Consider the following 12872-nt stretch of genomic DNA (forward strand, 5'->3'; position numbering starts at 1 on the left):
CCCTGGAACCCGCCTGGGACCCGGCCCTGGAGGCCTGGCTGCGGGCCGGCGGCCGGATCGCCTGGGTGCACGCGCGCGGCGGCGGCGAACTCGGCCCCGCCTGGGCGGCCGCCGGCCGGGGCGCCGGCAAGAGCGCCACCGTGGACGACTTCCGGGCCGCCGCCGCGATGCTGGTCGAACGCGGCGAGGCCCCGGCCGGCGGGCTGGGCGCGCTGGCCGCCAGCAACGGGGCCCTGGTGGTCGCCGCCGCGCTCACCCGGGAGCCCGGTCTGCTGTCCGCCGCGGTGTGCGCGGCCCCGCTGACCGACCTGGCGCGCTACCAGGTCGGCGGCCTCGGCCGGCTCTGGGCGGAGGAGTACGGCGATCCGGCCGACCCGCAGGCGCTGCGGGCGCTGCTCGACTACTCCCCGTACCACCGGGTGGTGCCCGGGACGGCGTACCCGGCGGTGCTGTTCGCTACCGGGGCGAACGACGCGCGGGTACCGCCCTGGCACGCCTGGAAGCTCTGCGCGGCGCTCGGACGGGCCGGCACCGGGGCCGCGCCGGTCCTGCTCGACCACCACGACAGCGGCGGCCACCAGGGCCGCCCGGCCGCGGCCGGGCGGGAGCTCGCGGTCCGCTCCCTCGCCCTGCTGGGCGCCGGCACCGGCCTGGTGCCGCCCGCCGGCCTGCCCGCCGGCCCGCCCGCCGGTCCGTCCGGCCCCCGGCCCAGACCCCAGTCCTGACCTTCGCCCGTGTCCAGCCGAGGAGAGCACCACCGATGACCGAGCCCCACTCCCTCGCGGGAGGCCCGTCCCGTCCCGGAGGCCCGCCCCGCGCCGCCGCGAACCACGCCCCGGCCGCCGCGGCGGCCGTCGACCTGACCAAGGTGCACGGGTCGGGAGACGCCCGGGTGGTGGCGCTGGAGCGGGTCTCGGTGGCCTTCCGGGAGGGGGAGTTCGCGGCGATCATGGGCCCGTCCGGTTCCGGCAAGTCCACCCTGCTCCAGTGCCTCGCCGGGCTGGAGTCCTGCACCTCGGGCGCGGCCCGGATCGGCGACGTGGACCTCACCCGGCTGAGCGACGGCCAACTGACCAGGCTCCGCCGTGATTATGTGGGCTTCGTCTTCCAGGCCTTCCACCTGATCCCCACCCTGACGGTGTCGGAGAACATCACCCTGCCGCTGACCCTGGCCGGCCGCACCCCCGACCAGCAGTGGCTGCGCACCCTGGTCGAGGCGGCCGGCCTCGGCGCCCGGCTCGGCCACCGCCCGGCCCAGCTCTCCGGCGGGCAGCAGCAGCGCGTCGCCTGCGTCCGGGCGCTGGCCGGCCGGCCCCGGATCGTCTTCGCCGACGAACCGACCGGCAACCTGGACTCCCGCTCCGCCGCCGAGATCCTCGCGCTGCTGCGCCGGTGCGTCCGGGAGCTCGGCCAGACCGTCGTGATGGTCACCCACGACCCGGTCGCGGCCTCGTACGCCGACCGTGTCGTCTTCCTCGCCGACGGCCGCATCGTCGACGAGCTCCTCGGCCCGACCCCCGACCAGGTGCTCGGACGGATGCGCACCTTCGACGCCAATCTCGGGATCAGTTACTGGTCCGGACCGGCCTGACCTGCCGCGCGCCGAGCGCCGGATGCGCGAGGATGGACGCATGCCGAACCGTCTCGCGGACGCGACCTCGCCGTACCTGCTCCAGCACGCCGACAACCCCGTCGACTGGTGGCCCTGGGGCCCCGAGGCCTTCGCGGAGGCGGAGCGCCGCGGCGTGCCGGTGCTGCTGTCCGTCGGTTACGCGGCCTGCCACTGGTGCCATGTCATGGCGCACGAGAGCTTCGAGGACGCCGGGCTCGCCGAGTACCTCAACGAGCGGTTCGTGCCGGTCAAGGTGGACCGGGAGGAGCGGCCGGACGTCGACGCCGTGTACATGGAGGCGGTGCAGGCCGCGACCGGGCAGGGCGGCTGGCCGATGACGGTGTTCCTCACCCCCGACAAGGAGCCGTTCTACTTCGGTACCTACTTCCCGCCGCAGCCCCGGCACGGGATGCCGTCGTTCCGGCAGGTGCTGGAGGGCGTGGAGGCCGCCTGGCGGGACCGCCGGGAGGAGGTCGGGCAGGTCGCCGGGCGGATCCGGGCCGATCTGGCCGAGCGGGCCGCCGTCTACTCGGCCGGCGCCCACAACCCGCCCGGCGAGGCGGACCTGCACCAGGCGCTGGTGAGTCTCAGCCGGGACTTCGACCAGAGCCGGGGCGGCTTCGGCGGCGCGCCCAAGTTCCCGCCGGCCATGGTGCTGGAGTTCCTGTTGCGCCACCACGCCAGGACCGGTTCGGAGGCGGCGCTGGAGATGGCCGTGCGCACCGGCGGGGCGATGGCCCGCGGCGGCATCCACGACCAGCTCGGCGGCGGCTTCGCCCGGTACGCGGTGGACGCCGGCTGGGTGGTGCCGCACTTCGAGAAGATGCTGTACGACAACGCCCTGTTGCTGCGCGCCTACCTGCACCTGTGGCGGGCCACCGGCTCGCCCCTCGCCCGCCGGGTCGCGTTGTCCACCGCGGACTTCCTGCTGCGCGAACTCCGCACGCCCGAGGGCGCGTTCGCTTCCGCGTTGGACGCCGACAGCCTCGACGAGGAGACCGGGCAGTCCGCCGAGGGCGCCTACTACGTGTGGGAGCCCGGCCAGTTGGTCGACCTGCTCGGCCCCGCCGACGCGGCCACCGCCGCCCGGCTGTTCACCGTCACCGCCGAGGGCACCTTCGAGCACGGCACCTCGGTGCTCCAACTCCTCTCCGACCCGGAGGACTTCGCCGAGTACGAGGCGATCCGGTCGCGGATGGCCGAGGCCCGGGGGGCCCGCCCGGCCCCGGCCCGGGACGACAAGGTGGTCGCCGCCTGGAACGGCCTGGCCGTCGCCGCGCTCGCCGAGACCGGCGCGCTGCTGGACCGCCCCGACCTGGTCGAGGCCGCCGAACGCGCCGCCGACCTGCTGCTCGCCGTTCACCTCACCCCGGACGGCCGGCTGCTGCGCACCTCCCGGGACGGCCGGGCCGGTGCCAACGCCGGCGTGCTGGAGGACTACGCGGACACCGCCGAGGGCTTCCTCGCGCTGTACGCCGTCACCGGCGAGTCCTCCTGGCTCCAGCTGGCGGGCGGCCTGCTCGACACCGTGCTCAAGCACTTCACCGACGAGGCCTCCGGCGCGCTCTACGACACCGCCGACGACGCCGAGGAACTGATCCGCCGCCCGCAGGACCCGACCGACAACGCCACCCCGTCCGGCTGGACGGCCGCCGCCGGCGCCCTGCTCACGTACGCCGCGTACACCGGCTCCGACCGGCACCGCACGGCCGCCGAGCGGGCCCTCGGCGTGGTCGGCGCGCTCGCCGGCCGGGCGCCGCGGTTCATCGGCTGGGGCCTCGCCGTCGCCGAGGCGCTGCTCGACGGGCCGCGCGAGGTCGCCGTGGTCGGCCCGGACGGCGATCCGGCCACCGCGGCGCTGCGACGGGCCGCGCTGCTCGGGACGGCGCCGGGGGCCGTGGTCGCGGTCGGCGCGCCCGGGGAGCCCGAGGTGCCGCTGCTGGCCGACCGGCCGCTGGTCGGCGGGGCGCCCGCGGCGTACGTCTGCCGGCACTTCGCCTGCGACGCCCCGACCACCGATCCGGCGGCGCTGGCCGGGAAGCTGGGCGTGGCGGTCGAGTAGCGGGAGCCCCGGCGGCGGCCGCGAAATCGCTGGCGAACCGGCCCCGGGCGGTCCACCATGGGCCATGACCTGGACTTTCAGCACCTCCCTCGACGAGTTCCGCGACCAGGCGGGCGCCTTCCTGGCCACCCGCCCCGCCGAGAACACCGTCCTGCTCACCATCGCGCACCGGCTGGCCGCGTCCGGCCTGACGGTGTTCGGTGAGCCGCCGGTCTTCGGCTGGTGGCGGGCCGAGGAGGACGGTCCGGTCGCCGGGGCCTTCCTCCAGACGCCGCCGTTCGACCCCAGGCTCTCCTTCATGCCGCCGGCCGCGGCCGCCGAGCTGGCGGTCGACCTGGCCGCCGCCGGCTCCGGGTTCACCACGGTGACCGGGGTCGGCGGGGGTGCCGAAGCGGTCCGCGCCTTCGCCGCCGCGTGGACGGCGGCGACCGGCACCGAGCAGGCCGTCCGCTTCGACGAACGGCTCTACCGGCTCGGCGAGTTGACCGACCCGCCGCGCCCGCCCGCGGGCCGCCACCGGCTGGCCGAACCGGCCGACCGCGAGCGGGCGATCCGCTGGTACGAGGAGTTCCTGGCCGAGGCGGGGGTCGACGTCCCCGACGTCCCGCGGGCGGTGGACGAGCGGACCGCGAGCGGCTGCCTGCACCTGTGGGAGGACGTCGGCCGCCCGGTCGCCCTGGCGGGCAGCAGCCCGATCCTCGCCGGGATGTCCCGCATCGGCCCGGTCTACACCCCCGTCGAGAGCCGCGGCCGCGGCTACGGCACCGCCGTCACCGCCGCCGTCTCGGCCCACCTTCTCTCCCGCGGCGCCACCGAGGTCCTGCTCTACACCGACCTCGCCAATCCGACCAGCAACTCCATCTACCAGCAGATCGGCTACTTGCCGGTGGAGGACTCCCTGATCATGGACTTCCGCCGGGCGTAGCCGGTGCCGGTGCCCGGTCGCGCGGCCCCTGGCCGGGCACCGGTCCGGCCGCCCCTCACTCCCAGTCCCAGCGGATCCCCAGCAGGCACGGCCGCACCGCCGTCGCCACCAGGTGGACGCAGTGGTGCCCGTCGAGGGTGAGCTCCTCGGTCTCGTACGGGGCGGCGCCGGGGGAGTGGAGGGCGAAGCGGTGGCAGCGGACGGGGAGGGCGGCGGGGTGGAAGGTGATCTGGAGGACGTACTGACCGGCGCCGGAGTTGAAGCCGCGGACGTACTCGCAGCTGGGGTCGGGCGAGGGGGAGTCGTCGAAGCCGTAGCCGAGCAGGTGGGTGTCGCCGGTGCGCAGGCGGCGGTCGAGGAGGAGTTCGGCGGCGAGCAGGTGGTGGGCCTGGTCGCGGCGGATGCGGCCGGGGCGGCAGTTCTCCTCGGCGCGGACGCCGACGCGGGTGATGTCGCTGCCCGGGTCGCCCTGGTAGAGGGCGAGGTAGCGGTCGATGCCGTCGCGGTGGGCGCGCAGGGCGTGCTGGGAGTCGCGGCGGGCGATCCGGCGGTCGGGGCCGACCCGGATGCGCTCGATGTGGGTGATGGTGTGCAGCCCGGTGTCGCGCGGGCCGGCGAGGGTGGCGAGCAGTCCGTCGACGGCCACGGCCGGTGAGATGAGGTCGCGGTAGGGGCGCACCGGCGGGCCGGCCGGTGCGGGGCCGGCGGCGCGACGGGGGCCGAGCAGCCGGGTCAGGGAGTGCTCGGGCAGGTCGAGGACGTCCTCCAGGGCGGCGACGGCGCGCAGTGACTCGGCGCGTTCCGGGCGGCGGTGGCCCTGCTGCCAGTAACTGAGGCTGGTGAGGCCGACGTTGACGCCGCGCAGGGCGAGGTGTCGGCGGATGCGGTGCAGGGCGAGTCCCCGGGCGGAGATCGCGGTGCGCAGGGCGAGGTGGAAGGGGCCCGTGCGCAGGGCGGCGGCGAGGTCGGCTGGGTCGCTCCTGTGGATGGCAGCCTCCTGGGGCGGGCGTGCGGGCGTGCGGGCGTGCGGGCGTGCGGGCGTGCGGGCGTGCGGGCATGCGGGCGGTCCGGCGCCGACGGCTGGGACGGGCCGCCGTTTGACCGTGAATATTCACATCGATGCGGCGGTTTGTCACCGGTCCGGGCCTGCTGCGCGGGGGTTCCCGGGGCGTCGTTCACATCCGCGCCGGCCCGTTCACATCCCGGTCCGGGCCGCACCGAGGCCCGTTGACCCGTACCTGACGAGGCGCGATGCTCGGGGCGCGATCCGGACCGCGCCCCCACACAGCCCCTCGCTCCACTCGTGCAAGGAGGCATTCCCCCATGCCAGTTCCACGGATACGGCTGCGCCGTGCGGTCTCGCTGCTCACCCTCGGCGTGCTGGGCCCGGCGCTCACCGCCGCGATGGCCGCACCCGCGATCGCCGCCGCCCCGGCCGGGCAGCCGGCCCAGTACCGGGCCCAGGCCCAGGACCGGGCCCAGGACCGGGCCGCGCACCAGGTCCGCCAGGCCGCCGCGCCCGGCAGCACGGCCGACCTGGCCGGCACCTACAAGAAGCTCAACATCACCATGCAGCAGCAACAGCAGACCAACTGGTGCTGGGCGGCGAGCGGGAACACCATCGCCACCTGGTTCGGCTACAACTACAGCCAGAACCAGTTCTGCAACGCCGCGTTCGGCCGCTCCGTCAACTCCAGCTGCCCCAACAGCCAGGCCACGCTGGGCGATGTGCAGAACGGGCTGAGCTGGGTCGGCATCAACCCGGGCTCGTACGTCAACGGGTACCTGAACTACGGCACCGTGCAGTCCGAGGTGAACGCCAACCGCCCGATCGAGACGCGCATCCAGTGGAGCTCGGGCGGCGGCCACATGCACGTCCTGTACGGCTACGACACCGGGAGCAACTGGGTCTACTGGGGCGACCCATGGCCCTCCAACTACCGCTACAACTGGGCGGATTACCAGTACTACGTGAACAACGACACGTTCTCGTGGACCCACTCCCTGTACCGGATCGGCGCGTGAGGGCGACCATGACCGAGATCAAGAGCCGCCGTCGGGCCGTCACCTCCGCCGCCTCCACGGCCGCCGTCACCGTCCTGCTCACCGCCGGTCTCGCGCTGGCGCTCGCCCCGGCCGCGCACGCGGACTCCCCGTCCGCCCCGGCCCCGGTGCCCGCCGCCGAGCTGGCGCAGGCCCGCAGCGCCGTCCAGGACGCGGCCGTCCTCGACAAGGTCGGCCACTTCTTCGCCCGCAAGGGCGTCCCGCCGACCCGGCAGCTGACCATCGGCGCCGCCGAGGAGGCCCGGGCGGCGAGCGAGGCCGCGCCGCGGCTGGCCGGTGACACGGTGCCGGTGTACCTGCTGGACCCGGGCTTCGTGGCCGGCACCCCGGGCGCACCGGTGGCGAAGGCCGAGTTCACCGCCAGCAAGGTGGTCGCGGCGGACGGGCAGAGTGCCTCGGTCTGGACCGTGCGGCAGGGCGAGGCCTGGAAGGTCGTCAACATCGCCTCCGGCGGTGACGAGAGCGACTACGCGGCGAAGGCGGCGGGCAGCGGCGGCGGCACCGCCTTCCGCGAGCCGCAGGTCAACGCCTGGTACGTGCTGCGCGACGGCCGGGTGCTGCCGCTGGACGACGAGGCCCGGCGCTCGGTGGGCGCCGGCGGGGTCACCCTGGCTGCGTACCAGCAGCTGGTGCACCAGCGGTACGGGGACAAGCTGCCCGGCTCGGCGTACGACCGGTCGGGCGAGGGCGGCGGCTACCAGGTGGACGCCGCGCCGGAACTCGCCGCCGTGGCGCAGGCCCCGCAGGCCCCGGGCGGCGGTTCGGAGCTGCCGGCCGTGACGGCGGCGGCCGCCCTGGGGGCCACCGCGCTGGTGGGCGCGGGTGCCGTGCTGCGGCGGAGGACGGGCGTCCGCCGCGGCTGACGGCGGGCGGGGTCCGGTCGGTCGGGCCGGACCCCGCTGCCCGCACACGTGACGAACCCGCACACGTGACGAACCCGCACGCGTCATGTACCCGCACATCGAACAGAGCGGAACGGAGAGGACAACCGCAAGGGCGCCGAACCGGCCGCCGACCGTCCGGTCGGCGGCCGGTTCGGCGCCCTGCGTGCTGCCGTTGGGGCGTCCGGCGCGTCCGGTGCGTCCGGTGCGTCCAGCCCGTTCGACGGAGGCGAACCGCGGCTACGCTCCGTGATGTGTCCTGGAAGTGCTGCTTCCGCACGAGGAATTGACGCAACGTTGATCTGTCGTTCGCCGCCCCGGGGCAGTTGGCCATGACTGTCGGTAGATACCATGTGGCAATCGGTCAGTGCTGGCCGACGCGTGCCGAGAGCGGAGAAGAGGTGGGGCGGCGGGAGCCGACCACGAGCCCGGCACCGGGAAAGGGGACCGAAGTGGCCGACGCGGACGACAAGCAGATGAGCACCCAGGTGTGGGGTTCGGCGGTGGTGGTGGGCTCTGCGCTGGCCGTGGTCGCGGCCTATCTGATCAACGGCGCCCTGCTGGTCCTGGCGGTCGCCGGGGTCGAGACCCTGCTGCTCATGGTGTACGTCGCCCGCCGCTGGCGCGCGATGCACGGGGATCGGGCCCCGGTCCGGCACCGCCCGCGCCGCGGCATCCCGGACGCCGCGCACTGCGAGCGCTGCCGTCGGGCCCGCGAGGCGCTCGACGCCCGGCAGGCGCGGGCCCGCTCGGCCGGTGCGCCGGGGCGGTCCGGGTCCGCGGCGCTCCCGACGGCGGCCGGGTCGCCGCGCGAGCCGTACCGGGAGTCGCGCGAGCCCCGCCGGGAGTCGCACGGGGAGCAGCACCACGCCCGCGGGGAGCAGTACTACGCCCACGGCGAGCACCACCACGTGCACGGGCTGCTGCAGGATCCGGGCCCGCAGTCGGAGTCCGGCGCCGTCGACCACGCGGCCGTCCCGCGCCGCCCGCAGCTCCGGGCCCCGTACGAGCGGCCCTGGACGGCGGAACGGGCGGCCGGCCGGTCCGTGGACCGTTCGACCGCCCGTCGGGGTGCGCCGGGATCAGCCGGCCGTGCTGTACGCCACCAGTGAGACGCCGATGTACTGGACGATGAACGCCCCCAGGGTGAAGGCGTGGAACACCTCGTGGAACCCGAACCAGCGCGGTGAGGGGTTGGGCCGCTTGAGCCCGTACACCACGCCGCCGATGCTGTAGAGCACTCCGCCGACGACCATCAGCACCAGGACGGCGACCCCGCCGGTGTGCAGGAAGTCCGGCAGGTAGAAGGCGGCGGCCCAGCCCAGCGCGAGGTACACCGGTGTGTACAGCCAGCGCGGCGCGCCGACCCAGAACACCCGGAACGCGATCCCGGCCAGTGCGCCGCCCCAGACCGCCCAGAGCAGCAGTTGCTGGTCGGCGCCCTTGAGCAGCAGCATCGTGAACGGCGTGTAGGTGCCCGCGATGATCAGGAAGATGTTGGCGTGGTCCAGCCGGCGCAGCACGGCGTCCCCGCGCGGGCCCCAGTCGAAGCGGTGGTACACCGCGCTGACCCCGAACAGCAGCCAGGCGCTGACCGAGTAGATCGCGCAGGCGATCCTGGCGGGTGTGGAGTCGGCCAGGCAGATCAGCACGATCCCGGCGGCCACCGTGGCGGGGAACATTCCGGCGTGCAGCCAGCCGCGCCACTTCGGCTTGCTCTCTATGAGTGCACTCTCCGCGAGCGCAGCAGCAGTCATGCGCAGCATGCTACCCGTTACCTACGGATCCGTAGGTTACTGGCGCGTAGGAAGTGGCGATCGTCACTGTTGGACGTTTTGGAGTAATAGGAGTGTGGCGCCGCACACTCCGTCGCGGGTGAGGCTGCTCTGTTACTGGTCAGTAATCATACTGGCTGGAGTAAAAGGTGCGTCAATTTCGACGCTTCGCCACGTTCCGGCCTTGAGTCCGGAGCTACGCTGCAAGCACCCTCAGACCCCCGCGACGCCGTCTCCTCGCCGAGATGGCGTGAAACGGAGCGATCGTGTCGTACGAGATCTCTGCTCTCAGCGCATCCGCGCCCACCCGCCACAAGCAGCTGCTCGCTTGGGTGAGCGAGATCGCCGAGCTCACCCAGCCGGACCGCATCGAGTGGTGCGACGGTTCCGACGAGGAGTACCACCGCCTCGCGGACCTGCTGGTGGCGCAGGGCACCTTCAAGAAGCTCAACGAGGAGAAGCGCCCCAACTCCTACTACGCCGCCTCGGACCCCACGGACGTGGCGCGCGTGGAGGACCGCACCTTCATCTGCTCCGAGCAGGAGAAGGACGCCGGACCGACCAACAACTGGAAGGCCCCCGCCGAGATGCGGGAGCTCTTCCAGGGCGAGCAGGGACTCTTCCGCGGCGCGATGAAGGGCCGCACGATGTACGTCGTGCCCTTCTCGATGGGCCCGGTCGGCTCCCCGCTGGCCGCGTACGGCGTCGAGATCACCGACTCCGCCTACGTCGCCGTCTCCATGCGCGTGATGACCCGCATGGGCCAGGCCGTGCTGGACCAGCTCGGCGAGGACGGCGACTTCGTCAAGGCCGTGCACACCGTCGGCGCCCCGCTCGCCGAGGGCCAGGCGGACGTGCCGTGGCCGTGCAACAGCACCAAGTACATCTCGCACTTCCCGGAGACCAAGGAGATCTGGTCCTTCGGTTCGGGCTACGGCGGCAACGCCCTGCTCGGCAAGAAGTGCTACGCGCTGCGCATCGCCTCGACCATGGCCCGCGACGAGGGCTGGCTGGCCGAGCACATGCTCATCCTGAAGCTCACCCCGCCGAACGGCGAGGCCAAGTACGTCGCCGCCGCCTTCCCGTCGGCGTGCGGCAAGACCAACCTGGCCATGCTCCAGCCGACGGTCCCGGGCTGGAAGGTCGAGACGATCGGCGACGACATCGCCTGGATGCGCTTCGGCGCCGACGGCCGCCTGTACGCCATCAACCCCGAGGCCGGCTTCTTCGGCGTCGCCCCCGGCACCGGTGTGGACACCAACGCCAACGCCATCGACACCCTCTGGGGCAACACCGTCTTCACCAACGTCGCCCTCACCGACGACGGCGACGTGTGGTGGGAGGGCCTCACCGAGGAGCCCCCGGCGCACCTGACCGACTGGCGCGGCAACGACTGGACCCCCGAGTCCGGCACCCCGGCCGCCCACCCGAACGCCCGCTTCGCCGTCCCGGCCGCGCAGTGCCCGACCATCGCCCCGGAGTGGGAGGACCAGGCGGGCGTGCCGATCTCGGCGATCCTGTTCGGAGGCCGCCGCGCCACCGCCGTCCCGCTGGTGACCGAGTCCTTCGACTGGCAGCACGGCGTCTTCCTCGGCGCCAACATCGCCTCCGAGAAGACCGCCGCCGCCGAGGGCACCGTCGGCGAGCTGCGCCGCGACCCGTTCGCGATGCTGCCGTTCTGCGGCTACAACATGGGTGACTACTTCGCCCACTGGCTGAAGGTCGGCGCCCGGGCGGACGCCGCCAAGCTGCCGAAGATCTACTACGTCAACTGGTTCCGCAAGGACGCCGAGGGCAAGTTCGTCTGGCCCGGCTACGGCGAGAACAGCCGCGTGCTCAAGTGGATCGTCGAGCGCCTGGAGGGGACCGGCGAGGGCGTCGAGACCCCGATCGGCGTGCTGCCGACCGTCGAGGGCTTCGACCTCGGCGACCTGGACCTGTCCAAGGAGGACCTCGACCTGCTCTTCACCGTGGACGCCGACCTCTGGCGCCAGGAGGCCGCTCTCGTGCCGGCCCACCTGGAGACCTTCGGCGACCACACCCCGAAGGAGCTGTGGGACGAGTACCGGAACCTCGTCGCGCGCCTCGGCTGAGCCTGAGCCTCAGCCGGGAGAGAGGCGGGCGCGCGGCACGAACCGCGCGCCCCGCCGAGCGGCAGGACGGCCGGAGTTCCGCCGGGCGATTTTCCCCCGACCAAGGAGATCGCCCGGGCCGGGACTCCGGCCGTAGTGTTTCTCCCGGGTGCTTCCCGCCCGGGGCTACGGCTGGACGTAACCCCCGAGGAAGTCGCCGATCCGGGTCACCGCGTCGGTGATCTCCTCCGCCCGGGGCAGGGTGACCAGCCGGAAGTGGTCCGGCTCCGGCCAGTTGAAGCCGGTGCCCTGGACCAGCAGGATGCGCTGGGAGCGCAGCAGGTCCAGCACCATCCGGGCGTCGTCCTTGATCTTGTGGACCTTGGGGTCCAGCCGGGGGAAGGCGTACAGCGCGCCCTTGGGCTTGACGCAGCTGACCCCCGGGATCTGGTTCAGCAGTTCGTACGCGGCGTCCCGCGAGGCGTGCAGCCGGCCGCCGGGCAGCACCAGGTCGCGGATCGACTGCCGTCCGCCGAGCGCGGCGGCCACCGCGTGCTGGGCGGGCATGTTGGCGCACAGCCGCATCGAGGCGAGCACGGCGAGGCCCTCGATGTAGCTGCGGGCCCGGCGCCGGTCGCCGGACAGCACCATCCAGCCGGAGCGGAAGCCGGCGACCCGGTAGGCCTTGGACAGTCCGTTGAAGGTGACGCAGAAGAGGTCCGGGGCCAGGGTGGCCAGCGGGACGTGTTCGGCGTCGTCGTAGAGGATCTTGTCGTAGATCTCGTCCGCGTAGACCACCAGGTCGTGCCGGCGGGCGATCTCCGCGATGCCCTCCAGCACCTCGCGCGGGTAGACCGCGCCGGTCGGGTTGTTCGGGTTGATCACCACGATGGCCCTGGTCCGGTCGGTGACCCTGGCCTCGATGTCGGCGAGGTCCGGGTACCACTCGGACTGCTCGTCGCAGCGGTAGTGCACCGCGGTGCCGCCGGCCAGTGAGACCGAGGCGGTCCACAGCGGGTAGTCCGGGGCCGGGACGAGCACCTCGTCGCCGTCGTCCAGCAGCGCGGTCATGGCCAGCTGGATCAGCTCGGAGACGCCGTTGCCGAGGAAGACGTCGTCGACGGAGAGGCCGTGCAGCCCGCGGTCCTCGTAGTGCATGACCACCGCGCGGCGCGCGGAGAGCAGGCCCTTGGAGTCGCCGTAGCCGTGCGCGTTGGCGAGGTTGCGCAGGACGTCCTGGAGGATCTCCGGGGGCGCCTCGAAACCGAAGGTGGCCGGGTTGCCGGTGTTGAGCTTGAGGATGCGGTGGCCCTGTTCCTCCAGCCGCATCGCCTCGTCGAGCACCGGGCCGCGGATGTCGTAGCAGACATTGGCGAGCTTGCTGGACTGGATGACCTGCATGTCCGCCTACTTTAGGGCCCGCCACCGCCTTCGCCCTCGTCGAATGCGCGCTCGCGCTCACCGGCGGACTCTCCGTCCTC

Annotated in this window: 11 protein-coding genes; 8 read left to right on the top strand and 3 right to left on the bottom strand. The window is 73.7% G+C overall.

Annotated elements, in window-relative coordinates; translation table 11 throughout:
• The 4 genes from ACIQOV_RS07460 to ACIQOV_RS07475 all read left to right on the top strand — a co-directional run.
• A partial coding sequence (locus ACIQOV_RS07460) for a prolyl oligopeptidase family serine peptidase (protein ID WP_401045967.1) occupies positions 1-725 on the top strand: 725 nt, incomplete at its 5' end.
• A gap of 35 nt (positions 726-760) precedes the next feature.
• Complete coding sequence (locus ACIQOV_RS07465; protein WP_380548791.1) at positions 761-1591, top strand: ABC transporter ATP-binding protein; 831 nt, start codon at positions 761-763, stop codon at positions 1589-1591.
• Between the two features lie 40 nt (positions 1592-1631).
• A complete protein-coding gene (locus ACIQOV_RS07470) occupies positions 1632-3674 on the top strand; it encodes a thioredoxin domain-containing protein (RefSeq protein WP_401045969.1) in 2043 nt (680 codons plus the stop codon).
• A gap of 64 nt (positions 3675-3738) precedes the next feature.
• Positions 3739-4599 (top strand): GNAT family N-acetyltransferase, encoded by an 861-nt coding sequence (locus tag ACIQOV_RS07475; protein ID WP_401045971.1) that lies wholly within the window; start codon positions 3739-3741, stop codon positions 4597-4599.
• A 55-nt stretch (positions 4600-4654) separates the two neighbouring features.
• Here the strand turns inward: ACIQOV_RS07475 and ACIQOV_RS07480 are convergent, their stop codons facing one another.
• Positions 4655-5587: a hypothetical protein gene (locus tag ACIQOV_RS07480; RefSeq protein WP_401045987.1), complete on the bottom strand. Its 933-nt coding sequence runs from the start codon at positions 5585-5587 to the stop codon at positions 4655-4657.
• Between the two features lie 335 nt (positions 5588-5922).
• Here ACIQOV_RS07480 and ACIQOV_RS07485 point away from each other — a divergent pair, with 335 nt between their 5' ends.
• From ACIQOV_RS07485 to ACIQOV_RS07495, 3 genes are all read left to right on the top strand, one after another.
• Positions 5923-6624: a papain-like cysteine protease family protein gene (locus tag ACIQOV_RS07485; protein ID WP_401045974.1), complete on the top strand. Its 702-nt coding sequence runs from the start codon at positions 5923-5925 to the stop codon at positions 6622-6624.
• Positions 6625-6632: 8 nt separating this feature from the next.
• Positions 6633-7526, top strand: coding sequence for a hypothetical protein (locus ACIQOV_RS07490; protein ID WP_401045976.1), 894 nt, complete (start codon positions 6633-6635; stop codon positions 7524-7526).
• Positions 7527-7996: 470 nt separating this feature from the next.
• Positions 7997-8656 (top strand): hypothetical protein, encoded by a 660-nt coding sequence (locus ACIQOV_RS07495; RefSeq protein ID WP_401045979.1) that lies wholly within the window; start codon positions 7997-7999, stop codon positions 8654-8656.
• On the opposite strand, the gene ACIQOV_RS07500 is transcribed toward ACIQOV_RS07495, so the two are convergent.
• A complete protein-coding gene (locus tag ACIQOV_RS07500) occupies positions 8627-9301 on the bottom strand; it encodes a hemolysin III family protein (protein WP_401045982.1) in 675 nt (224 codons plus the stop codon). The two genes, ACIQOV_RS07495 and ACIQOV_RS07500, sit on opposite strands and share 30 nt — an antisense overlap.
• Positions 9302-9585: 284 nt before the next feature.
• Here ACIQOV_RS07500 and ACIQOV_RS07505 point away from each other — a divergent pair, with 284 nt between their 5' ends.
• On the top strand, positions 9586-11412 hold the full coding sequence (locus tag ACIQOV_RS07505) for a phosphoenolpyruvate carboxykinase (GTP) (protein WP_380553474.1): 1827 nt from the start codon (positions 9586-9588) through the stop codon (positions 11410-11412).
• A 165-nt stretch (positions 11413-11577) separates the two neighbouring features.
• Here the strand turns inward: ACIQOV_RS07505 and ACIQOV_RS07510 are convergent, their stop codons facing one another.
• On the bottom strand, positions 11578-12792 hold the full coding sequence (locus tag ACIQOV_RS07510) for a pyridoxal phosphate-dependent aminotransferase (RefSeq protein ID WP_401045984.1): 1215 nt from the start codon (positions 12790-12792) through the stop codon (positions 11578-11580).
• Positions 12793-12872: the final 80 nt, after the last annotated feature.

Source organism: Kitasatospora sp. NPDC091257 (assembly GCF_044757675.1).
Classification (GTDB): domain Bacteria; phylum Actinomycetota; class Actinomycetes; order Streptomycetales; family Streptomycetaceae; genus Kitasatospora; species Kitasatospora lactacystinica.

Excerpts from the sequence above, each read along its gene's own strand:
- ACIQOV_RS07485 (WP_401045974.1), top strand. The coding sequence starts at position 5,923 with ATGCCAGTTCCACGGATACGGCTGCGCCGTGCGGTCTCGCTGCTCACC.
- ACIQOV_RS07470 (WP_401045969.1), top strand. The coding sequence starts at position 1,632 with ATGCCGAACCGTCTCGCGGACGCGACCTCGCCGTACCTGCTCCAGCAC.
- ACIQOV_RS07490 (WP_401045976.1), top strand. The coding sequence starts at position 6,633 with ATGACCGAGATCAAGAGCCGCCGTCGGGCCGTCACCTCCGCCGCCTCC.
- ACIQOV_RS07465 (WP_380548791.1), top strand. The coding sequence starts at position 761 with ATGACCGAGCCCCACTCCCTCGCGGGAGGCCCGTCCCGTCCCGGAGGC.
- ACIQOV_RS07500 (WP_401045982.1), bottom strand. The coding sequence starts at position 9,301 with ATGACTGCTGCTGCGCTCGCGGAGAGTGCACTCATAGAGAGCAAGCCG.
- ACIQOV_RS07475 (WP_401045971.1), top strand. The coding sequence starts at position 3,739 with ATGACCTGGACTTTCAGCACCTCCCTCGACGAGTTCCGCGACCAGGCG.
- ACIQOV_RS07510 (WP_401045984.1), bottom strand. The coding sequence starts at position 12,792 with ATGCAGGTCATCCAGTCCAGCAAGCTCGCCAATGTCTGCTACGACATC.